A 21,055-nucleotide genomic window follows, 5' to 3' on the forward strand; every position below is an offset into this window, starting at 1 on the left:
AACAAATGAATGCAATAGAAATAAATTGAAGTGTTTTCAGGCGCCGCGATCGCTACGCAACGCGCGCAACGCCTCGTCATTCCCCGCGGCACCACGTCCACTGACCCAACCGAACAGCGCGATGCCGACAATGATCGCCAGCGCGCCGAACAGCGCGTAGCCGTGTGGTCGCGTCTCGCCGAGAAACAGCACACCGAGCAAGGTGGCGAACAGCAGCTCGGCCGCCTGCATCGCCTCGACCGCAGCCAGTGCGGTCGGCTCGCGCCGCACCATGTCGGTGGCGCGGAAAAACAGCACCGTGGCGATGGTGCCCGACGACAGCGCCACGCCACCGGCCAACAACGCCTCGCGCAGGGTCGGCGGTCCGATCGTGCACCAGGCGATGACAGCGAACAGCAGCCACAGCGGCCAGCTGCACAAAGTCATGCCGAACACGCGCTGCACGGCGTTGATATGGCTCACGCCATGCTCCAGGTGCAAGAGCAGCTTGCGATTGCCCAGGGGATAAGCAAACGCGGACAGCACCACCGCGCCGATCGCCCACCAGTCACTCGCATGCAGCTGGCCGTGCGCATGACCCCACTGCAAGGCGAACACACCGGCGACGATCAGCGTACCGATCGCCAGCGTGCGCCACGCCAATCGACGCCGCTCATCGCGATAGATCAACGGCGCCAGCAGCGGCCCGGCCAGCACGGTGGTCTGGAAGCTGCCGGCAATCAGCCATGACGGCCCACTGCTCGCTGCCCAGGTCAACGGAATGCCGAACAGCACGAAACCGACGCTGCTCCAGATCAGCCACGTGCGTGGATGCTGGCGCAGTTCGCGCGGCAACTCACCGAGTCCGCCCTGCAGTGGCAGCACCATGGCCAGCAACGGCAGCGTGATCAGGTAGCGCAGGATCACCGCCCACGCCCAATGGCCGCCGCCGGCGACCAGACTGCGGTTGAGCACATAGGTAAGTGTGAAGAACAGTGCTGCACACAGCGCCAGACCCACGGCAGCAAGCGAAGACGAGCGCATGAAAAATCCGGTGACGGTCACGGCAAGGCCGCAGTGTTGCAAATCAGCCATCGAATGCGAAGCTTGTGGCGTTGCTGCAGACCTTTGCATGACTTGATGCACATGCCGCGGCTCCGTACCGGATCCAGACTCACGACCATCCATCATGGAGAAACGATCATGCCGACGTTTCGGCTGGCCTCCGCACTGGTGTGGCTCACCGTCCTGCAAGTACCGGCGCTGCACGCGGCCGAGGCGCCTATCGCGTTACGCAATCAGCTGCTGGCCATCACGCAGGCGTGGGTGGATGCGATTCCGTTGGGCAGGCAGGAAGTGTGGCAGCGCACGCTGGCCGCTGATGCCGTGCTGATCGACGAGTTCGGTCGTATCCAGCACAAACAGGATGCGGTGGCATCGCTGCAACCGCTTCCGCGCGGCTTGTCCGGCAGCATCGAGCTGCGCGATCCACATGTGCAGCAATATGGCGATACGGCCCTAATGCAAGTCGAGTGGTACGAGCGCGAGAGCGTGTTCGGGCAACAGCTGGTGGTGCGCTACCAGTCGCTGCTCACCTTCGTGAAGCAGGATGGCGCGTGGAAACTGGCCGGCGCCGAGGACGTGACGATCCCGACGGCGCCGCCGAAACTGCAGGTCAACGGACTCAAACTCGACGACTACATCGGCAGCTATCGGTATGGACCGGACCGTGCATGGTCGGTCAGCGTGAAGAATGGTGTGCTCGGCTACGTCACCAAGACGGGGCGGCCGTTCCAGCGGATCGAGCCGATCGCCAGGGACGTATTCATGGGCACAGATGATGAAAGGAACCTGCTGATCTTCCGTCGCGATGCCGCCGGCCATGTCACCGAACTGATCGAACGGCGCAAGTTCAATGACTTGCACCTTGCGCGCGAAACCGGTGCAGGCTGAAACCCGTCAGCCAAACGCATGGCAGGTTCGAACTTGGCGTGGGTGGTACACCCTGGTCTAGGCGGACCCTGCCAGCGGCAACTGCAGATGCACTTCCAGTCCGCCACGCATGCCGTTGCAGGCGTAGATGTCGCCGCCATGCACCTGTACCACGCGCTGCACGATCGCCAGGCCCATGCCATGGCCGTCGGCACGCGCCGCGTTGCTGCCGCGGAAGAACGGCCTGAACAGGAATTCCAGTTCGCCATCGGGCACGCCAGGGCCACGGTCGCTGATGGACAGTTCGGCCACATTCCTCCCTTCGCGCACGGCAAGCTCCACGCTGCCGCCTTCCGGGCTGAACTTGATGGCGTTGGCGATCAGGTTATCCAGCGCGCGCTCCACCAGCAGCGCACTGCCAAGCACGGTAACTGGCTGGCTCGATACCAGGTGCAACTGTATCTTGCGCGCGCCAGCCTCCAGCTCGGCCCGCGCGATGCAGCCACGAATCAGTTCGAGCAGTTCCAGGCGCTCGCGGTTCATGCCAGGAATGCCGCCTTCCAGGCGCGACAGCGTCAGCATTTCCCCGGTCATGCGATCGAGCCGTCCGATCTCCTGTTCGGCTTGGCGGAAATACGAATCCGCCTCTGCCGCACTGCTGCTGCGCTGGGCAAAGTCGAGGATCAGATGCAGCCGCGCCAGCGGCGAGCGCAGCTCGTGCGAGAGATCCTGCAATACACCACGATCGTGCGCCACCAGCGCCTCGATGCGTTCGGCCATGGCATCGAAGTCGTAGGCGAGTTGCGCGATCTCATCGTGCGCCATGCCACCCTGGCGGCCAACCCGGGTCGAAAGCTCGCCGGCAGCCATGCGCCGCGTCGCGTCGCGCAACGCCTCGACCGGCTTGGCCACACTGCGCGCGACCCACCAGCCCAGCAATCCGATGCACAACAGGGACAACACCAGCTGGATGCTCAACAGGATGGTTTGCCGGGCCTGCGGGTTCAGCCTCGTATGCGTCCTGCTGAAGGCCACCAGTTGCCTGACCTGGCCGTCGTCGCCGGTGACCTGTTGCACCGCGACGTAGATGCCTGGCCATGGCTGCAGGACGATGTCCCGGTTCGCATCCAGCCAGCCCGGCAGAGAGCTTTCGATGGACGCATGCAGGTGGATCGGATACAACGCGGCTCCCTTTTCGTAAAGGGTCGCCTCGATGCCTTCGTGCCGCTGTTGCTCGGACCAGTCCGCCAAGGCCGCCGCGCCGCCACTTTCATAGGCCTGGTCGGCGCCTTGCGCCAGCGCCACCCAGTTGATTTCCCTGGCCGTGGTGTACTCGATGAAACCCCGCGTAAGCAGACCACCCAGCAGCAGCACCAGCAGGTTGGCCACGCAGAACCAGATCAGCAGGCGCCAGTACAACGAGCTCCTGAATGGATTCACGCCGCACCCACGAGCAGGACATAGCCTGCGCCACGCACTGACTCGATGCGCGGCGATTGTGCCGAGGCCTCCAACAGCTTGTGGCGCAGCCGGCTCACATGCACGTCGACGCTGCGATCGAAACGCTCCAGCTCGCGGCCAAGTGCGATACGCGTCAACGCGGCCTTGTCGACCAGCTCGCCGGCGCGCTGCGCCAGCGCCAGCAACAGCAGGAATTCGGCGCCGGTCAGCGACAACTCCTTCTCGTCGGCATACGCGCGCCTTTCGCCGGGTTGCAGACGCAACGTTCCCACCTGCAGCATTCCAGCCGCGACCGGCGTATTGCGCCGCAACTGCGCGCGCACCCGGGCCAGCAATTCACGTGGCAGGCAAGGCTTGGCAAGGTAATCGTCCGCGCCCAGTTCCAATCCGATCACCCGATCCACCGCTTCGCCGCGTGCGGAAAGCATGATGACCGGTAACCGGTACTGCAGCCGCAGCTCACGCAGGGTATCCAGACCGTCCCGGCCCGGCATCATCACGTCGAGGATCAACAGGTCCGGTCGCGTTGTCTGGTTCTGCAGTTGCGCCAAAGCCGTTTCGCTGTCGTGGGCGACATCCACGACAAAGCCTTCACGCTGCAGGTATTCAGCCAGCAGGCTGCACAGGGCGCGGTCATCGTCGACAATCAGGATTCTGGACATGGTGGCCGCTTGGTTTCCAATCATTCAAACCGTGTGCGAGCACTTACTCCACGGTCTTTACCCATCTTTACCCTTTGGCAAAGAACATAAACGCAAGATGGTCGTCTAATAGGTGCAAGACATCACCTCCCACAACGACCAAAGGTACTACCCATGCGCAAGAGCATCTCTCTAGGCCTGATTCTGGCGTCGGCCGTGGCCGTCACCACCTTCGCTGCCACGGCACAGACCGCCGGCGGGCACGGCGGCTGGCACTCCCACGGACATGGCCAACTGATGGCCCTGAGCAAACTCAATCTGACTGATGCCCAGCGTGCCAGCATCAAGCAGATCATGCAGACGAGCTTTGCCCAGAACAAGACACAACGCCAGGCACTCGGCCAGCAGCGCAGCGCGTTTGAATCGATGACCCCGGACCAGGTCGGCTACCAAGCCGCCGCCGCCAGTCTGGCACAGGCTGAAGGCAGTGCTGCCCAGGCACGCGTGCAGCAGCGCGCCGCCATCACTGCACAGGTCTACGCCGTACTGACCGCGCCGCAGAAGGCGCAGCTGGCCACCCTCAAGGCACAGCAGCAGGCCCGCAAGGCGCAGTGGCAGCAGTTCAAGGCACAGCATCCGGTGTCCTCGACCTCGCAGGCAACAAACTAAGCAGTTAGCGGCAGGGAGTTGCGCCAGCGGCAGGGCTGGCGCAACTTTTTAACTCGTGATGGCTGGTGGTCCAGTGAGCAGCCTGTTGCTCAGCGGTAACCCCAGTGGCCACCGACCCAGACATGCGTTGGGCCCCAGTATCCAGGCACCCAGACACGCGCCGGGTAACCGCGGGCTGGCACCACCACGCAACCGGTGAGGGAAGCGCTGCCGATCAGCAGCAGTGCGGAAACAAGCAGGATCGAGATGATGCGGCGCATGGGAACACTCCTGTTGGGGATGTGTCACCGAAAACGCGTGCGTCATTTCCGCGATGACCCGAGCGCTGGCCTGGCGATGGTTGGCGTTCATCTCGATCACTGGGAGCTGAACAGGAAAACTGTCAGTTTCAGCGCGCAGCCACCAGGCTCGCCCAATCAACCCAGCGCGAAACACTGAACAGAACCGTGGGTCAGCTACCAGCCAGTCGTGCCACCACGCCGCGGTAACGGGCGGCAATGCGCTCCTCGTCATGATGCCGGAAGTCGCGCACCTGCCAGCGCCCACCGGCCATCACGTCACGCACCAGCGGCGTGTTGCCCGCGAACAGGAAGCTGTCGAGCATCGAGCGAGCATCGCGGGCAGCCAGCAGCGGCGAAGCTTCATCCAGCACGATCAGGTCGGCACGCGCGCCCTCGCGCAACTCACCGATCGGCAGACCGGACGCCTGTGCACCGCCATGCAACGCGGCACGCCACAGTGTCTCGCCCACGCTGTTACCTTCATGTCGCGCAGCGATGTTGCGATGGCGCGTAAGCAGGCGCTGGCCGTATTCCAGCCAGCGCAGCTCTTCCACCGGCGAGATCGAGATGTGCGAGTCCGAGCCGATGCCGAGTACGCCGCCTGCATCGAGGTAATCGGCCAGCGGAAACAGGCCGTCGCCGAGATTCGCTTCGGTCGTGGGACATAGCCCCGCCACTGCACCGCTGCGAGCAATCTGCGTGGCTTCCGCCTCGGTCAGGTGAGTCGCATGCACCAGGCACCAGCGCGCATCGACTTCAGCGTGATCGAACAGCCATTCCACCGGACGCGCGCCCCGCGTAGCGAGACAGTCCTGCACTTCGCCGATCTGTTCGGCGATATGGATATGGATCGGGCAGCTTTTTGCCATGTCGCTGGCGAGTACTTCGCGCATCGCCTGCTCCGGCACTGCGCGCAATGAATGCAAGGCGATGCCGACGTGCACGTCCTCACTCTCATATTGGCGCAGTTTTTCCAGCAGGCGCAGATAGCCGTCCACCGCATGACCGAAGCGGCGCTGCCGCGCAGCGAGCGCGCGACCGTCAAAGCCGCCACTGATGTACAGCACTGGCAGCAAGGTCAGCGCGATGCCAGCTTCATGTGCCGCCTCGATCAGTGCCAGCGACATCGTCTCCGGCTGCGCATACGGCATGCCGTCCGGCTGGTGATGCAGATACTGGAATTCGCAGACCTGGGTGTAGCCCGCCTTCAGCATCTCGACATAGAGCTGGGCGGCGATCGCCTTGAGTTCGTCCGGGCCGATCGCAGCGGCGAACGCGTACATGGTCTCGCGCCAGCTCCAGAAGCTGTCGTCGACCCTGCCCTTGCGTTCGGCCAGCCCGGCCATCGCACGCTGGAATGCATGCGAATGCAGGTTTGGCATACCGGGCAGTACCCACACACCCAGTGGTTCGACTGAAGTGGCCGCAGGCTTGACCAGACTTCCACCTGCATCGACGCCAAGCATGGCATCAGCTTGCCAGCCGCCGGGTTGCCAGAGCTGGCCGACCTTGAAGCTGCGGATGGCTGCGCTATCACTCATGGACTTGCTCCCGTTCTGATGCCGCGCAGTGTAACCGGGCTGATGACATCCTCTTCACTCGAGCCTCCGCCGCCCTATGCATAATCGTGTGATGGCCAAGAAGACGAATGAGCACACACCCAAACTGCTGTTACGGCAGGCGACTCCTGCCGACGTGCCGGCCCTGGTGACACTCACCGGGCGAATCTACACCCTGGAATGGGGCCACTCGGCGGAGATGCTGCGCTCCCAGCAGACGCACTTCCCCGAAGGCCAGTTCGTGGTGGAGTACGAGGGCGTGATTGTCGGCTACTGCGCCACGTTCCGCATCGACGAGGCCACCGCGCTGGCTCCGCACACCTGGATGCAGATCACCGGGGGTGGCATGGGTTCGCGCCACAAGCCAGACGGCGACTGGCTGTACGGCATGGAAGTGGTGGTGCATCCGGATTACCGCGGCATGCGCATCGGCCAGCGGCTCTACCAGGCACGCAAGCGCCTGTGCATCGACCTGAAGCTGCGCGGCATCGTGTTCGGCGGACGCATACCAGGCCTGGCCAAGAACATGCAACGCTATGGAACTGCCGACGCATACGTGCAGGCGGTGGTGGAGGGCAAGCGGCGCGATCTCACCCTGAGTTTCCAGCTCAACAACGATTTCGAGGCGATCGGACTGCTGCGCGCCTATGTGCCGTCCGACTACGATTCGCTCGGCTATGCCGTGCACCTCGTCTGGCGCAATCCACGCCTGCTCGATCACCCGGACATGCCGTCGATCCCTTCGACGCAACGCCTGCCCGATTCGGTGCGGGTGGCCTCGGTGCAGTACCAGCAGCGGCGCATCAAATCGTTCGAGGAGTTCGCCACCCAGGTGGAATACTTCACCGATATCGCTGCCGACTACAACGCCGATTTCGTCACCTTCCCCGAGCTGATCACGCTGCAGCTGCTGTCGATCGAGAACGAGGAGCTCTCGCCGTTCGACACGATCCGCAAGCTCAGCCAGTACACGCCGCAGGTGAAGGAGCTCTTCAGCCACCTGGCCGTGCATTACAACATCAACATCGTCGCCGGCTCGCATCCGACCGAGCAGCCGAACGGCGACATCCACAACGTCTGTTACGTGTGCCTGCGCGACGGTTCGATCCACGAGCGCGAGAAGCTGCATCCCACACCAAGCGAGCGCAATGTATGGAACATCACCGGTGGCGACAGCGCCGCGACGGTGCTTACCGACTGCGGGCCGATCGGCGTGATGATCTGCTACGACTCCGAATTCCCGGAAGTCGCCCGCCATCTCACCGACCAGGGCGCGCTGATCCTGTTTGTGCCGTTCTGCACCGACGTGCGCGAGGGTTACCTGCGCGTGCGCTACTGCTCGCAGGCACGGGCGATCGAGAACCAGTGCTACGTGGTGTTGTCGGGCAACGTCGGTAATCTGCCCGGCGTCAACAATTTCGACATCCAGTACGGCCAGAGCTGCATCCTCACGCCCAGCGACTTCCCGTTCGCACGCGACGGCATCGCCGCCGACTCCACGCCAAACATCGAGACCGTGCTGTTCGCCGACCTGCGGCTGGAAAGCCTGGCCCGTGCGCGCAACGCTGGCGCGGTGCAGAACCTGAAGGATCGCCGCTTCGACCTGTACGAGACACGCTGGCGGCCACGTTAGTTGACGGGTTGCCTGCCGATCGCGGCGCAGGGTCTGCGATAATGGGTGAATGACAGAGTCAACCCAGCCCGCTTCACCATCTTCGAATCCGCGCCTGCAGGCTCTGCTCGGTCACGAGTTCTTTGCTCCCCACCAGTGGAAACGGCGCCTTGCGCTGTGGGTCGGTGCGGTCGTGGTGGCGCTTGCTGCCATCCTGTTTGCCAAGGCCAGCGACTGGTCCTACCACCTGTTTCAGCGAATGCTGAGCTATGGCGCATGGATCCCGCTGATCGTCACGCCGATCGTGTTCGGCCTGCTCGCCTGGGTTACCGAGGGACGGCTGCGCGCCACCCGCGGCAGCGGTATCCCCCAGGTGATCGCTACCCTGCATATCGAAGACGAAGACTTCCGTGCCCGCATGCTGGCGCTGCCGATCGCGGTCGGCAAGATGGTGCTTACCCTGATCGCGCTGGCCGTCGGTGCTTCAATCGGTCGCGAGGGACCGACCGTGCATGTGGGTGCCGGCTTGTTCTACTCGCTTGGCCGCCGCTTTGGTTTCACCGAGCCCAAGGCAGCCTCGCGTTTCATTCTTGCCGGCGGCGCTTGCGGCATTGCTGCCGCCTTCAATACCCCACTGGCCGGCGTGGTGTTCGCGATCGAGGAGCTGGCCGGCACATTCGAACATCGTTTCAGCGGCCTGCTGCTGACTGCGGTGATCGTCGGTGGTGTGGTCTCGCTCGGCATCATGGGCAATTACTCCTACTTCGGCCAAGTGCAGGCCAGTCTACCCTTGGGCCATGCATGGCTGGCCGTGCTGCTCACTGGTGTCATCTGTGGCTTGCTGGGCGGCCTATTCGCGCGGTTGATCCTGCTCAGTCGACAAGGGCCGCTGGCCTACATAGGTCGTCTGCGCTCGCATGCGCCAATAATGTTTGCCGCCGGTTGTGGTTTGGCACTGGCGCTTATCGGGCTGTTCTCGCACAACAATGTCTATGGCACTGGCTACGATCAGGCACGCGCCTTCGTGCAGGAAGCAGCCGTCACGCCGGGACAGACCTTCGGCATTGCCAAATTGCTAGCCAATGTCTTTTCCTACTGGGCTGGCATTCCCGGTGGCATTTTTTCGCCCGCGCTGGCGGTCGGCGCCGGACTTGGCCACAACATTGCTTACTTCCTGCCCAGCGTGCCGGCTGGCACCGTGGTGCTGTTGGGCATGAGTGCCTATCTCTCGGGGGTCACCGGCGCTCCACTGACCTCGGCGGTGATTGCGATGGAGCTGACCGACAACCAGGACATGGTTATACCGATCATGGCCGCCTGCCTGCTGGCACGTGCCGCGGCATCATTGTTCTGCCCGACTCCGGTCTACAAGGATTTCGCCGAGCGCATGGTGCAGGACTTCGAGCGGCAACAGGCCGCACATGCGGAAAGCACCGAGAAGGCCAGACTGGAAGCCGAGGCATTGCAGCACGTCGGCAATACCAGCGCCTTCGACGAACCCGCCGCTCCGCTGGATGACGTGGACGATGAGCCCTCCAGCAAGCCATGAGCGCAAACACGGAGTCACCGGGGACATGAGCGAGCCACGCTGGGATCGGTTGCTGTTGAATGCCACCTTGGCCACCTTCGTTGGCGACGCCGCCTGTGGCTTGATCGAGCATGGAGCCATCGCGCTGCATCACGGTCGCGTCGCCTGGATCGGTCACATGGATGCGCTGCCGGCAGCGCCGAACGAGCTGGCCCTGACGGTGGAATCGCTGGATGCTGCGCTGGTCACCCCGGGGCTGATCGACTGCCATACCCATCTGGTGTTCGGCAGCGATCGTGCGCAGGAATTCGACCTGCGCTTGAACGGCGCCAGCTACGAGGAGATTGCGCGCGCAGGCGGCGGCATCGTTTCCACGGTCAATGCCACCCGTACCGCCAGCGAGGAGCAGCTGTTCGCACAGTCGCTGCCGCGTGCACAGGCCCTGCTCGCCGATGGTGTAACCACGCTGGAGATCAAGTCCGGCTATGGCCTGGAGCTGGAAAGCGAGCGCCGCATGTTGCGAGTGGCGCGACGGCTCGGGCGGGAACTGGGCATTACCGTGCGCACCAGCTTTCTCGGGCTGCATGCGCTGCCACCCGAATACCAGGATAAGCGCGCTGACTATGTGGCGCTGGTCTGCGACGAGATGCTGCCGGCGCTGGTCGCTGAAGGCCTGGTCGACGCGGTAGATGCGTTCTGCGAAGGCATCGGCTTCACCCGCGAGGAAACCCGTCGCCTGTTCGAATGCGCGAAGCAGCTGGGTCTGCCGGTGAAGCTGCATGCCGAGCAGCTGTCCGACCTCGATGGCGCCGCGCTGGTCGCCGAATACGGCGGCCTCTCCGCGGATCACCTCGAATACCTGAGTGAGTCGGGTATCAAGGCGATGGCTACCGCCGGCACCGTTGCCGTGCTGCTGCCAGGTGCGTTCTACGCGCTGCGCGAAACGAAACTGCCGCCGATCGCACTGCTGCGCGAACACCGTGTGCCGATCGCGATTGCCACCGACTGCAACCCCGGCACTTCGCCACTGCTGTCGCTGCGGATGGCTGCAGGGATGGCTTGCACGCTATTCCGGCTGACGCACGAAGAAGCGCTGCGCGGCGTCACCGTGAACGCTGCACGTGCGCTCGGCTGTCATGATCGCGGCACATTGGCCGTCGGCCAGCGTGCCGATCTGGTGGTCTGGAAGGCGAAGCGACCTGCTGAACTGTGCTACTGGATTGGTGGCTCGCTGGTGCGCGAAGTCTGCGTCGGCGGCGAATCAGTCACGAGCTGACGCTTCGATGCGCTGAACCAGCGCGTCGATAAATGCCGGCGGCAATTCAGCATGCACTGGCACCCGCCACCAGTTCGGCTGCGCGAAACGCTGGCATTTCACCGCATCCTTGTCGGTCATCAATACCGGCAGGTCATCGGCAAAGGCCAGATCCGCGGCTGCGAACGGGTGATGGTCGGCAAATGCATGCTCGATGACTTCGATGCCCACCGCACGCAGGCTGTCGAAAAATCGCTGCGGGTTGCCGATCGCCGCCACCGCATGCACCTGCTGACCGCTGAAACTGGCCAGTGGTTGTCGCCGGCCGTCGCCCAGCGCCACGACATCGCCACCGCGCAGTTGCATCAAGTATTCGCCTGTCTCGGCGGCGACGCCATTGCAGACGCGCAGGTCTACCCGCTGCAGCCGGCTCATCGGTTCACGCAATGGGCCGGCTGGCAACAGCCTTCGATTGCCGAATCGGCGCATACCGTCGATCACGCAAATCTCCACATCGCGCGCCAACCGGTAATGCTGCAGGCCGTCGTCAGCTACCAGCACATTGCAGCCAGCATCGAGCAACAGCCGCGCAGCGGCGGGACGATCCCGCCCCACCGCCACCGGCGCGCCACCGGCGTGGATCAGGCAGGGCTCGTCACCGACGTGTGCCGGATCAGGCGCATCACCCAGCAACAGTGGTTCGCGCTGACTGCCGCCATGGCCGCGACTGACCACACCGGGACGGTAACCGCGCGCGCGCAGGGCTTCGACCATGGCGATGGTCAGCGGTGTCTTGCCAGTGCCGCCCACGCTGAGGTTACCGACCACCACGACCGGCACCGGCAGGCGCACGCTGCGCAGCACACCGGATCGATACAGCCAGCCACGCAGGCGGACCATGCCGCTGTACGGCACCATCAATGGCCACGTCCACCAGGGCGACCGTGCACCGGCGTACCAGGCTGATTCGAGTGTGTCGATCAGCGCCATGGTTGATCCTCAGTCGCCAGCCTGTTGATCGGCGTGATCGTGGAACTGCATCCGGTGCAACGCGGCGTATTGACCGCCGAGCGCCAAAAGTTCGGCATGCGTGCCGCGCTCGATGATGCGGCCCTGATCCATCACCGCGATCTGATCGGCACCCTCGACCGTGGACAGTCGATGCGCAATCACCAGCGTGGTGCGGTCTTTCATCAAACGCTGCAGCGCCTGCTGGATCAGTCGTTCCGATTCGGTATCCAGCGCGCTGGTGGCTTCGTCCAGCACCAGGATCGGTGCGTTCTTGAGGACCGCGCGGGCGATCGCGATGCGCTGGCGCTGACCGCCGGAGAGCATGTTGCCGCTCTGCCCGATCGGGGTATGAATGCCCTGTGGCATGCGCGCGATGAATTCCATCGCATTGGCCGCCTCGGCGGCCGCGACGATGTCCGCCTCGCTCGCGCCGGCCAGTTCGCCGTAGGCAATATTATTGGCCACCGTGTCGTCGAACAGCACCACGCTCTGTCCGACCCAGGCGATCTGCCGGCGCAGCGAGGCCAGTGTGTAGTCCTCGCAATCGTGATCGTCCAGCACGATGCGGCCGGTAGTCGGCGCGTAGAAACGCGGCAACAGGCTGACCAGGCTGCTTTTGCCGCTGCCGGAACGACCTACCAATGCAGTCACCGTGCCAGGGGCGCAATACAGATCCACGCCACGCAAGGCTTCGAAATCGTTGCGCGGATAGATCAACCGGACATCCTCGAAACGCAGATCGCCTCGCGTACGCACCAGTTCGACGTTACCGCGATCGACCTCCGCCGGCATGTCGATCACCTCGAACAGATCCTCGGCAGCGGAGACTCCGCGCTGGATGGTCGCCTGCACATTGGCGAGCCGCCTCAGTGACACCAGCATCGTACCCATCGCGGTCAGCACGGCCAGGAAGACACCGGGCGACACCTGGTTCAGCACGTGCGGTCGCGTAGCCAGGAACACCAACGTGGCCATGGCGCAGGCCGCCACAAACTGAATCGTGGAACTGGATGCTGCATTGGTCGCCGCAATCTTCAGATTGAGCCCGCGGGTACGCCGGGTGACGTGATCGAACCGGTTGCTTTCGTAAACCTGGCCGCCGTAGATGCGCACTTCGCGATGTGCCCCTACCGATTCCTCCACGGTTCCGGTCACTGAACCCATCGAACCCTGGATGCGCCGGCTGATCTGCCGGTAGCGCCGACTGACGATGGTGGCGATCAAGGCGATCGCAGGCGCCATGACCAGCAGGGACAGCGTGAGGTAGGCGCTGTTGTAAAGCATCACGCAGGACATGGCGATGACCGTGAACCCATCGGTCACCGCGGTTTTGATCGAATCGGTGGCGGCCGATGCCACCTGCTCGCTGGTATAGGTGATACGGGAAATCTGCTGTCCCGATGGTTCGGCACCGAAAAATGCCGCAGGCAATCTCAGATAGGCGCCGAATACATCCTTCTGCATCGCCTGCACTACATGGCGGCCCATGTACGAAATGCCGTAATTGCTGGCAAAAGTGCCGCAGGAACGCACAAAAAAAATGCCGATGATCCAGATCGGCATCCAGAAAATCAGATACGCGTCCTTCCTCACGAAGATGCCGTCGGTCATCGTCTGCAGCAACTGCGTGAACACTGCCATGCCGCCGCCGTCCAGCAGCATGCCGGTCAACGAGATCAGGCCCATCACCCAGTAGCGCCGGGTATAACCGAGCAGTCGCCGGTAGACCCGCCAGGTTTCCGCATCCCAGATCGTGGTCTTCTTTTCGCTCACTGATCCGCGCCCGGCTTGCTCGGCGTGGTGGCGATCGACAGCTTGGTGAAGCCAAGCTGGCCGAGTGCGTCCATCGCGGTCACCACGTCCTGGTTCGGCGTCATCGCATCGGCGCGGATCGTCACCGGACGGTCGCGATCATCGCCGGCGTTGCGCGCGATGGTCTGCTTGAGCGGTTCGATGCCCTCACCCATGACTTCATCGCTGCCTACGTAGAAGCGGCCATCACGGTCGATCATGATGGTCAGCGCCGGGGCATTCATGTCGCGATCCTGCGCGCTGGCCTTGGGCAGCGTTACCTGCAAGCGCGAGTGCTGCACGAAGGTGCTGGTCAGTACGAAGAACATCAACAGGGTCAGCAGCACGTCGATCAACGGGATCACGTTGATCTCGAAATCATCCCCACGGCGGTCATTGCTGATACGCATCGGTGCGCGCTCAGCCTGCGCTCGGCGCGGACGGTGCCGGCGTGCGGCGCGCCCGTGTCGGAGCGGGTGTCGCCGCCGCCGCAGACTGCGTCAGGGTCAGGTCGTCAAGCAACGCGGTGGCCTGCTTTTCCATCTCCACGCAATAACCAGCCACGCGCGAGCGGAAATAACGATGCAGCACATACGCCGGAATCGCCACGGTCAGGCCGGATGCGGTGCAGATCAGCGCCTCGCCGATGCCGCCAGCCATCTTGGCCGGATCGCCGATGCCGCCGGCCATCACTTCCATGAACATGCGGATCAGGCCGATCACCGTGCCAAACAGACCCAGCAGCGGGCCGATCAGCGCGATCGTGCCCAGTGTGTTGAGGTAGCGCTCCATCCGGTGGATCACGTGCCGCCCGGTGTCCTCGATGCGCTCCTTGATAATGTCGCGCGGCTGGTTGCGCACCGCCAGCGCCGAGGCCAGCAGCTCACCCAGCGGCGAACCGTTGGTCAGCGCTTCCAGGTGCGCCGGATACAGCTGGCCCGTGCGCGCCCACTCGCGTACCTCATCGCCCAGACCCGGCGGCAACACCGACTTGCGGCGCAGGGTCCAGCAACGCTCCAGTACGATCGCCAGCGCGATCGCCGAGCAGATCAAGATGGGCACCATCGCCCAACCGCCAGCCATCAGGATTTCCAGCACGTTTCGACCCCGTCTCACGACCTGTCAGGAAGCGCGCATGATAGCAGTCCCGCCCCGCCGTACTGCGGCACGCGTGGCATTCCCCCGGGATAGCCGGCGATGTCAGCAGGTACTCACTCGCGCCACTTGTGGCAAACCATAAGTCACTCCCGCCAGTAGCGTGGCTGCCGCCAGCGCCAGCCCGGCTCACGCCGCGCCGGGGCATCGGCGGGAAATTCCAGCGGTATCGCCCCCTCCAGAGCAGTATTGAACACCGGCACGCCGGCGTCGGCATAGCGCGCCAGCACCTCCGGCTTCGGGTGTCCGAAGCGGTTGCGCCAGCCCGCTGAGACCAGTGCCAGTGGCGGCTGCAGCGCAGCGATGAAGGCCATGCTGGAGGAGGTCTTGCTGCCATGGTGTGGCACCAGCAGCACCGGTCGCGTTCCGGGATCGAGCGCGGCGGCCACCTGTGGCTCCACCTTCGAACTGATATCACCGGTCAGCAACAGGCGGCCGCCGCGCCCTTCGACCAGCAGCACGCAGGAGCTGTCGTTGTCACGGTCACCATTGCCTTCGGCCGGACTCAACACGCGGAAATGGACACCGTCCCATTGCCACGACTGCCCGGCGACGCACTGGCGCATCGGCAACTTCATCCGTGCCATCCGTACCGGTTCACCGGTATAGCGCAGCGCCTGCGGGAAGGCGGTCACGACTGCTTCGGCGCCGCCGGCATGGTCGTTGTCACCGTGGCTGATCATCAGCATGTCCAGCCGGTTGATGCCCAACGCATGGATCGATGGCACCACCGCTGCCTCACCAAGATCGAAACCCGACGGATAACGCGCGCCGGCGTCATACACCAGCGCATGCTCGCGGGTCCGCAACAGCACCGACAGGCCCTGCCCCACATCCAGCACCCATACCTGGAACGCACCATTGGCCGGCAGCTGGCGCGGTGGCCACAGCAACGGCAGGAACAGCAGCACGCCGAACCAGCGCAATGGCACGCCGCGCGGCAGGAACAGCCACAACGCTCCCAGCAACGCCAGCAGCAATGCCCATGGCTGCACCGCCGGCAGGAACCAGTGCGCACCGGGCCAGGTCGCCATCTGTTCCAGCAACCACCATTGCGCATGCGCCAGTTGCGCGGCCAGCCAGAGCACCGGTGTGGCCAGCGGCGGGCACAACCCAAGCATCAGCATGCCGAGCAAGGCACAGGGCACGATCACGAAACTGACAATCGGCACCGCGATCAAGTTGGACAACGCACCTACCAGCGAAGCCTCGCCGAAAAACCACAGAGTCAGCGGCAGCAGTGCCACCGTCATCACCAATTGGCCAGCCGAAAGCTCGTGCACGAATGCACGCAACCCGCGACCGCGTGTCTGCAGGCACAGCATCAGGAACGACACACCGACGAATGACAGCCAGAAGCCGGCTGCCAGCACGGCCAGCGGGTCGAACAACAGGATCGCGATCATCGCCAGTGCCAGCGACTGCCCGCCGCTGCTGCCGCGCCGGCTGCAACGTGCCAGCGCCACCACCGCGATCATCAGCAGCGTGCGCACCGTGGGCAAACCGAATCCGGCCAGCGCACTGTAGATGCCGGCCACCAGCAATGCAGCGGCGGCCTGTGCCTGCGGACGGGGCAACCACAATCCAAGCCGTGGCCACAGCCAATAGGCCAGCACGGCCAGCCACACACCGGACACCGCCGCCACGCCGACATGGAATCCGGAAATCGCGATCAGATGCGACACACCATTGGCACGCGCCACTTCCCAGTCGTGCTGATCCAGCCCGCGCGTATCACCGACCGAAAACGCCTGCAGCAACGTCGCATCGTGCGGGTCATGCACGCGCGCAGCAATACCGCGGGCAATCGCGTCGCGCACGCCATCGATGCACCAGCGCGGACCGGCCAGCTGTGCGTTGGTGGGATCGTCGCGCACATAGCCCGTGGCATGGATGCCCCGCTCGAGCGCCGAACGCTCGCTGTCAGCCACGCCCGGATTGAGCAGGCCGCGCGGCCGTCGTAATCGCAGCAGCAGATGCCAACGGGTACACGGCTGCAACAGCGGCGCATCGTCATACCAGGACACTGTCACGCGACCACGCAACGCGACGGATTTACCATCCAGCGTGGCCTGTTCCACCCACAGCGTGAAACGGCTGGCATCGTCACCAGCCTGCGGCAGGCTGATGATGTTGCCGATCACCGTGATGTCCTGCCCTTCCAGTGCTCGCGGCAACCGCGCTTCCATCGCCGTCGCACCATGCCACGCCGCCCAGGTGATGCCGAACAATGCGCACGCCAGCCAACGCCAGCGCGGCAAGCGCCAGGCCAGCAACAACGCTCCGACCAGCAGCAGGCCCATACACCAGCGTGGCGGCAAGCTCGGCAGCCATTGCACCAGCAGCACACCGGACAACAACGCCAGTGCGCAGGTGATTGCTGCTGCTCGTGCCATGCCGCGCGCCCCGTTCCATCCTGGATGAGGTCGAGCCTAGCGTGGCCTTTGCGGTATCGCGGATGAAAAGCGTGTAGGCACTCGCCGTATGTGTACGGCTATCACTGACGTTGCGATTCTCAGAACTTCTGGTTTTCCTGCAGCACGCCGTTGTGCAGCACCAGGGTTCGATCCATCTTTGCTGCCAGGCGCGTGTCGTGAGTGACCAGGACGAAACTGGTGCCGATCTCCCGGTTCAGCTCAAGCATCAAGGCATAGACCTGCGCCGCATTACCTTCGTCGAGGTTGCCGGTGGGCTCGTCTCCCAGCACGCAGGCCGGTTTGGTCACCAGCGCGCGCGCGACCGCGCAGCGCTGACGCTCGCCGCCGGACAGCTCCGATGGCTTGTGATGACCACGCGCGCCCAGACCCACCCGCTCCAGCAAGGCCGTCGCTTGCTGTTGCGCCTCGGCAATCGCGGTGCCGCGGATCAGCAACGGCATGCAAACGTTCTCCAGCGCAGTGAACTCGGGCAACAGATGATGGAACTGATAGATGAAACCGAGCGAGCGGTTGCGCACACGACCGCGTTCGGCATCAGAGAGTTTGGACAGCACGCGGCCATCCACCTCCACCTCGCCGGCGGTCAGCGTATCCAGGCCGCCGATGATGTGCAGCAGCGTACTTTTACCCGAGCCGGAGGCACCGACGATTGCCATCGTCTCACCGCGCTTCAGGGTGAAGCTGACGTCGCTCAGCACCTCGGTGCGGAGGCCGCCCTCGTCATAGGTCTTGGCGACATGGCTGGCGCGCAGCACGTTTTCGCCGGCTTGATGGGTAGCGGTCGGATTCATGGCAATCTTATTCATAGCGCAGCGCCTGCGCCGGCTGCGTGCGCGAAGCGCGCCACGCGGGATAGATGGTGGCCAGCAGCGAGAACGAGAACGTGAGCAACGAGACCCAGAGCACATCGTGCCAAAGCAGCAGGCTCGGCACCTCGCTGATGTAATAAACGTCCGGCGACAGGAAGGTAACGTGGAAGGTCTGCTCGATCCACTTGACGATGCCGGGCAGCCTCCACGAAAGCAGCGAACCGAGCCCTACGCCGAAACCGATCCCGACAAAACCCACCAGCACACCCTGCACCATGAACATGCCCATGATGCTGCGCGGCGTGGCGCCGAGCGTGCGCAGGATCGCGATGTCGGCCTGCTTGTCGGTGACCAGCATCATCAGCATCGAGATCAGGTTGATCACCGCCACCAGGATGATCAGCGAGAGGATGATGAACATCACCATCTTCTCCATCGACAGCGCGTGGAACAGGTTCGCGTTGGTGTCCATCCAGGTCTGTACCCGGTACACCTGCCCCAGCTTGTCGGCCAATTCGGTGGCGACCGGACGGGCGTTGAACAGGTCGTCCAGGCGCAGGCGGATACCCGTGGGGCCAGTCAGCGAATTGAGCTTCTCGGCAGAGCCCATGTTGATCAGCGCCAGGCCGGAATCGAATTGTTCCATGCCTACTTCGAACAGGCCCACCACATGAAAACTGCGCATGCGCGGCACGCCGCCCATCGGGGTGGCGCGCATTTCCTGCACGACCATGGTCACCGGGTCACCCACGCCGACGCCGAGTGTCATCGCCAGGTCCTTGCCCAGCACGATGTTCCAGCTGCCTGGCGTGAGATCGGCAAGACTGCCTTCGACCATGTGCTGGCCGATCTCGTCGACCTTCGACTCCTGCGCCGGCTCGATGCCGCGCACCAGGGCACCGCTGGTGCGCTGGGCCATCAGCATCGCCTCGGTTTCCACGTACGGTGCGGCGCCCTGCACGTGCGGGTTCGCTTCGGCGATCTGCAGTGCACGCGGCCAGTCCTGCACGCTTTCGCCTACGCCGGAGACCGTGGCATGCGACACCGCGCCCAGGATGCGCGACTTCATCTGGTAGTCGAAGCCGTTCATCACCGACATCACCGTGATCAGCGCGATCACGCTGATCGCGATGCACACGATCGACACGGTGGAGATGAACGAGATGAACTGGTTGCGGCGCTTGGCACGCGTGTAGCGCAGGCCAACGAAAAGTTCGAGCGGTCGGAACATGGGCGGGTCGCTTGTGAGAATCGCAGGGCGGGCCGCCCGGACAGGCATTATCAGGTATTCGATGAGACCGCGCTGCAGTCGCGAAGTTGCCGGAGCAGCCAGATCATGGGGATCACAGCCGTGGCACGGCCTCACCCGCCTGTACCGCGGCAAGCCGCATGCGCAGGCGACGGCGGATATCCGCGTCACTATTGTCCGGTGCCAGCAGCAAGACCTGCATGCCCCGCCCGGCCGCACTCAGGCGCAGCAGCACGAAACTGCCCAGGACCCGGAACGACGCCAGCACGGCAGGCACATCCTCGTGGCTGCTCAGGTGCAGAGTCCAGTCGTTGTCGGCGCCCCAGCCTGCAGCCGCTACCGACGAAACGGTCACCGTGCGCACGGACTGCCATGTCGCCAGCAACACGCCGGCGACCAACAGCAGCTTCAGCCATGGCGCCAATGCACAGAGCACGACGGCCAGCACGACCAGGATGGCGACGACGATCAAGATCCGTCGCAGCAGTCGCGACGGTCGGTATTCAAAGCCGATGGCGGGCGCGGATGTCATCGATGATCACCTGCCAGTCAGCCCGCGACGGGCGCGCATGGCCCATCACCCAATCCCACAGATCCGGATCCTGCGCATCGAGCAGTTCGTCGAATGCCTGCTGCTGCGCTTCGTCGGCAGTGGCAAAGTGCTCGTCCAGCCAGCCACCGAACAAGGCATCCAGCTCGCGGGTACCGCGACGGGTGCGCCAGCGCAGGCGCTTGAGACGTGCTTCATCCATCACTGATTCGATCGGTATCCATAAGCACGGAGTGTAGCCGCTGCACACGAACGCGACAGGCCGCGCATGGCGGCCTGTCGTTGTCGAACAATGTACAGCGTGATCAGGGCGAACGCCGCTCCACCATCAGCTTCTTGATCTCGGCAATCGCCTTGGCCGGGTTGAGACCCTTCGGGCAAGTGCGCGTGCAGTTCATGATGGTGTGGCAGCGGTACAGCTTGAACGGGTCTTCCAGATCGTCGAGGCGATCGCCGGTGGCTTCATCGCGCGAGTCCACAATCCAGCGGTAGGCCTGCAGCAGGATCGCCGGGCCGAGATACTTGTCGCCATTCCACCAGTAGCTAGGGCAGCTGGTCGAACAGCACGCGCACAGGATGCACTCATACAGGCCGTCGAGCTTCTTGCGCTCTTCGGGCGACTGCAAGCGCTCGCGATCCGGCGCCGGGCTCTGTGTGCGCAGCCACGGCTTGATCGAGGCGAATTGTGCGTAGAAATGGGTCAGATCAGGCACCAGATCCTTCACCACCTGCATGTGCGGCAGCGGGTAGATCTTCACGTCGCCCGACGCACATTCCGAAATCGCCCGGGTGCAGGCCAGCGTATTGGTGCCATCGATGTTCATCGCACACGAACCGCAGATGCCTTCGCGACAGGAACGGCGCAGCGTCAGGGTGGGGTCGATCTCGTTCTTGATCTTCAGCAGCGCGTCCAGAACCATCGGCCCGCATGCAGCCAGATCGACCTCGTAGGTATCGATGCGCGGGTTCTTGCCGTCATCCGGCGACCAGCGATAGATGCGGAAGGTGCGCGGCTTCTTCGCATCCTTGGCCGGGTAATGCTTACCTGGCTGGATCTTGGAATTTTTCGGTAGCGAAAACTCTGCCATGTCCTGAACCCTTCAATCTTCTGCAGGAGGGGCTTCGGCCCCGACCA

The 21,055-nt window shown here is 63.9% G+C and carries 20 protein-coding genes; 5 read left to right on the forward strand and 15 right to left on the reverse strand.

What is annotated here, in order from left to right; all coding sequences use genetic code 11:
- Window positions 1-36 precede the first annotated feature (36 nt).
- Window positions 37-1,023, reverse strand: a complete 987-nt coding sequence (locus GSQ75_RS13820; RefSeq protein ID WP_158755443.1) for a multidrug resistance efflux transporter family protein — start codon at window positions 1,021-1,023, stop codon at window positions 37-39.
- A gap of 159 nt (window positions 1,024-1,182) precedes the next feature.
- Here GSQ75_RS13820 and GSQ75_RS13825 point away from each other — a divergent pair, with 159 nt between their 5' ends.
- Window positions 1,183-1,932, forward strand: a complete 750-nt coding sequence (locus tag GSQ75_RS13825) for a nuclear transport factor 2 family protein (protein WP_158755444.1) — start codon at window positions 1,183-1,185, stop codon at window positions 1,930-1,932.
- A gap of 57 nt (window positions 1,933-1,989) precedes the next feature.
- Here GSQ75_RS13825 and GSQ75_RS13830 read toward each other — a convergent pair whose 3' ends face one another.
- Window positions 1,990-3,351 carry a HAMP domain-containing sensor histidine kinase gene (locus GSQ75_RS13830; protein WP_158755445.1) on the reverse strand — a complete coding sequence of 454 codons (1,362 nt, stop codon included), beginning with the start codon at window positions 3,349-3,351 and terminating at the stop codon, window positions 1,990-1,992.
- The gene (locus GSQ75_RS13835) at window positions 3,348-4,034 is read right to left on the reverse strand and encodes a response regulator (RefSeq protein WP_158755446.1); all 687 of its coding nucleotides are present in this window, start codon (window positions 4,032-4,034) and stop codon (window positions 3,348-3,350) included. Before GSQ75_RS13835 ends, GSQ75_RS13830 begins: the two co-directional genes overlap by 4 nt.
- 153 nt (window positions 4,035-4,187) lie before the next feature.
- Here GSQ75_RS13835 and GSQ75_RS13840 point away from each other — a divergent pair, with 153 nt between their 5' ends.
- Window positions 4,188-4,682, forward strand: coding sequence for a Spy/CpxP family protein refolding chaperone (locus tag GSQ75_RS13840; RefSeq protein WP_158755447.1), 495 nt, complete (start codon window positions 4,188-4,190; stop codon window positions 4,680-4,682).
- An 89-nt stretch (window positions 4,683-4,771) separates the two neighbouring features.
- Here the strand turns inward: GSQ75_RS13840 and GSQ75_RS13845 are convergent, their stop codons facing one another.
- A complete protein-coding gene (locus GSQ75_RS13845; RefSeq protein WP_158755448.1) occupies window positions 4,772-4,942 on the reverse strand; it encodes a hypothetical protein in 171 nt (56 codons plus the stop codon).
- A gap of 191 nt (window positions 4,943-5,133) precedes the next feature.
- Entirely contained in the window at window positions 5,134-6,504 is a 1,371-nt protein-coding gene (locus GSQ75_RS13850; protein ID WP_158755449.1) for a formimidoylglutamate deiminase, read from the reverse strand.
- 91 nt (window positions 6,505-6,595) lie between these two features.
- Between GSQ75_RS13850 and GSQ75_RS13855 the strand changes: the two genes are divergently transcribed.
- The 3 genes from GSQ75_RS13855 to hutI are packed head-to-tail and all read left to right on the forward strand — an operon-like array spanning window position 6,596 to window position 10,938.
- Complete coding sequence (locus tag GSQ75_RS13855) at window positions 6,596-8,155, forward strand: bifunctional GNAT family N-acetyltransferase/carbon-nitrogen hydrolase family protein (RefSeq protein WP_158755450.1); 1,560 nt, start codon at window positions 6,596-6,598, stop codon at window positions 8,153-8,155.
- 49 nt (window positions 8,156-8,204) lie between these two features.
- The gene (locus tag GSQ75_RS13860) at window positions 8,205-9,683 is read left to right on the forward strand and encodes a chloride channel protein (RefSeq protein WP_158755451.1); all 1,479 of its coding nucleotides are present in this window, start codon (window positions 8,205-8,207) and stop codon (window positions 9,681-9,683) included.
- Window positions 9,684-9,708: 25 nt separating this feature from the next.
- Window positions 9,709-10,938, forward strand: coding sequence for an imidazolonepropionase (gene hutI / locus GSQ75_RS13865; RefSeq protein ID WP_158755452.1), 1,230 nt, complete (start codon window positions 9,709-9,711; stop codon window positions 10,936-10,938).
- On the opposite strand, the gene lpxK is transcribed toward hutI, so the two are convergent.
- The 10 genes from lpxK to GSQ75_RS13915 all read right to left on the reverse strand — a co-directional run bounded on the left by lpxK (window position 10,924) and on the right by GSQ75_RS13915 (window position 21,008).
- Complete coding sequence (gene lpxK / locus GSQ75_RS13870; protein WP_158755453.1) at window positions 10,924-11,907, reverse strand: tetraacyldisaccharide 4'-kinase; 984 nt, start codon at window positions 11,905-11,907, stop codon at window positions 10,924-10,926. The genes hutI and lpxK overlap by 15 nt on opposite strands.
- 9 nt (window positions 11,908-11,916) lie before the next feature.
- Window positions 11,917-13,701, reverse strand: a complete 1,785-nt coding sequence (gene msbA, locus GSQ75_RS13875; RefSeq protein WP_158755454.1) for a lipid A export permease/ATP-binding protein MsbA — start codon at window positions 13,699-13,701, stop codon at window positions 11,917-11,919.
- A complete protein-coding gene (locus tag GSQ75_RS13880; protein ID WP_158755455.1) occupies window positions 13,698-14,129 on the reverse strand; it encodes a biopolymer transporter ExbD in 432 nt (143 codons plus the stop codon). The genes msbA and GSQ75_RS13880 overlap by 4 nt, the downstream gene beginning before the upstream one ends.
- 10 nt (window positions 14,130-14,139) lie before the next feature.
- Window positions 14,140-14,802, reverse strand: coding sequence for a MotA/TolQ/ExbB proton channel family protein (locus tag GSQ75_RS13885; RefSeq protein WP_158755780.1), 663 nt, complete (start codon window positions 14,800-14,802; stop codon window positions 14,140-14,142).
- Window positions 14,803-14,960: 158 nt separating this feature from the next.
- A complete protein-coding gene (locus GSQ75_RS13890; RefSeq protein WP_158755456.1) occupies window positions 14,961-17,270 on the reverse strand; it encodes a DNA internalization-related competence protein ComEC/Rec2 in 2,310 nt (769 codons plus the stop codon).
- 119 nt (window positions 17,271-17,389) lie between these two features.
- On the reverse strand, window positions 17,390-18,118 hold the full coding sequence (gene lolD / locus GSQ75_RS13895) for a lipoprotein-releasing ABC transporter ATP-binding protein LolD (protein ID WP_158755457.1): 729 nt from the start codon (window positions 18,116-18,118) through the stop codon (window positions 17,390-17,392).
- The gene (locus tag GSQ75_RS13900; protein WP_158755458.1) at window positions 18,111-19,352 is read right to left on the reverse strand and encodes a lipoprotein-releasing ABC transporter permease subunit; all 1,242 of its coding nucleotides are present in this window, start codon (window positions 19,350-19,352) and stop codon (window positions 18,111-18,113) included. The genes lolD and GSQ75_RS13900 overlap by 8 nt, the downstream gene beginning before the upstream one ends.
- Window positions 19,353-19,464: 112 nt before the next feature.
- Window positions 19,465-19,902: a protein YgfX gene (locus GSQ75_RS13905; RefSeq protein WP_158755459.1), complete on the reverse strand. Its 438-nt coding sequence runs from the start codon at window positions 19,900-19,902 to the stop codon at window positions 19,465-19,467.
- Entirely contained in the window at window positions 19,874-20,122 is a 249-nt protein-coding gene (locus tag GSQ75_RS13910) for a succinate dehydrogenase assembly factor 2 (protein WP_158755460.1), read from the reverse strand. The genes GSQ75_RS13905 and GSQ75_RS13910 overlap by 29 nt, the downstream gene beginning before the upstream one ends.
- A gap of 103 nt (window positions 20,123-20,225) precedes the next feature.
- Window positions 20,226-21,008, reverse strand: coding sequence for a succinate dehydrogenase iron-sulfur subunit (locus GSQ75_RS13915; RefSeq protein ID WP_158755461.1), 783 nt, complete (start codon window positions 21,006-21,008; stop codon window positions 20,226-20,228).
- Window positions 21,009-21,055 lie beyond the last annotated feature (47 nt).

The sequence above is a fragment of the Dyella sp. S184 genome, assembly GCF_009766065.1.
In the GTDB taxonomy this organism is placed as follows: domain Bacteria; phylum Pseudomonadota; class Gammaproteobacteria; order Xanthomonadales; family Rhodanobacteraceae; genus Rhodanobacter.

Excerpts from the sequence above, each read along its gene's own strand:
- GSQ75_RS13855 (WP_158755450.1), top strand. The coding sequence starts at position 6,596 with ATGGCCAAGAAGACGAATGAGCACACACCCAAACTGCTGTTACGGCAG.
- GSQ75_RS13835 (WP_158755446.1), bottom strand. The coding sequence starts at position 4,034 with ATGTCCAGAATCCTGATTGTCGACGATGACCGCGCCCTGTGCAGCCTG.
- GSQ75_RS13905 (WP_158755459.1), bottom strand. The coding sequence starts at position 19,902 with ATGACATCCGCGCCCGCCATCGGCTTTGAATACCGACCGTCGCGACTG.
- hutI (WP_158755452.1), top strand. The coding sequence starts at position 9,709 with ATGAGCGAGCCACGCTGGGATCGGTTGCTGTTGAATGCCACCTTGGCC.
- GSQ75_RS13850 (WP_158755449.1), bottom strand. The coding sequence starts at position 6,504 with ATGAGTGATAGCGCAGCCATCCGCAGCTTCAAGGTCGGCCAGCTCTGG.
- GSQ75_RS13860 (WP_158755451.1), top strand. The coding sequence starts at position 8,205 with ATGACAGAGTCAACCCAGCCCGCTTCACCATCTTCGAATCCGCGCCTG.
- GSQ75_RS13885 (WP_158755780.1), bottom strand. The coding sequence starts at position 14,802 with ATGGCTGGCGGTTGGGCGATGGTGCCCATCTTGATCTGCTCGGCGATC.
- GSQ75_RS13880 (WP_158755455.1), bottom strand. The coding sequence starts at position 14,129 with ATGCGTATCAGCAATGACCGCCGTGGGGATGATTTCGAGATCAACGTG.
- GSQ75_RS13900 (WP_158755458.1), bottom strand. The coding sequence starts at position 19,352 with ATGTTCCGACCGCTCGAACTTTTCGTTGGCCTGCGCTACACGCGTGCC.
- GSQ75_RS13890 (WP_158755456.1), bottom strand. The coding sequence starts at position 17,270 with ATGGCACGAGCAGCAGCAATCACCTGCGCACTGGCGTTGTTGTCCGGT.
- lpxK (WP_158755453.1), bottom strand. The coding sequence starts at position 11,907 with ATGGCGCTGATCGACACACTCGAATCAGCCTGGTACGCCGGTGCACGG.
- GSQ75_RS13845 (WP_158755448.1), bottom strand. The coding sequence starts at position 4,942 with ATGCGCCGCATCATCTCGATCCTGCTTGTTTCCGCACTGCTGCTGATC.
- GSQ75_RS13840 (WP_158755447.1), top strand. The coding sequence starts at position 4,188 with ATGCGCAAGAGCATCTCTCTAGGCCTGATTCTGGCGTCGGCCGTGGCC.
- GSQ75_RS13820 (WP_158755443.1), bottom strand. The coding sequence starts at position 1,023 with ATGCGCTCGTCTTCGCTTGCTGCCGTGGGTCTGGCGCTGTGTGCAGCA.
- GSQ75_RS13915 (WP_158755461.1), bottom strand. The coding sequence starts at position 21,008 with ATGGCAGAGTTTTCGCTACCGAAAAATTCCAAGATCCAGCCAGGTAAG.
- GSQ75_RS13910 (WP_158755460.1), bottom strand. The coding sequence starts at position 20,122 with ATGGATGAAGCACGTCTCAAGCGCCTGCGCTGGCGCACCCGTCGCGGT.
- GSQ75_RS13825 (WP_158755444.1), top strand. The coding sequence starts at position 1,183 with ATGCCGACGTTTCGGCTGGCCTCCGCACTGGTGTGGCTCACCGTCCTG.
- lolD (WP_158755457.1), bottom strand. The coding sequence starts at position 18,118 with ATGAATAAGATTGCCATGAATCCGACCGCTACCCATCAAGCCGGCGAA.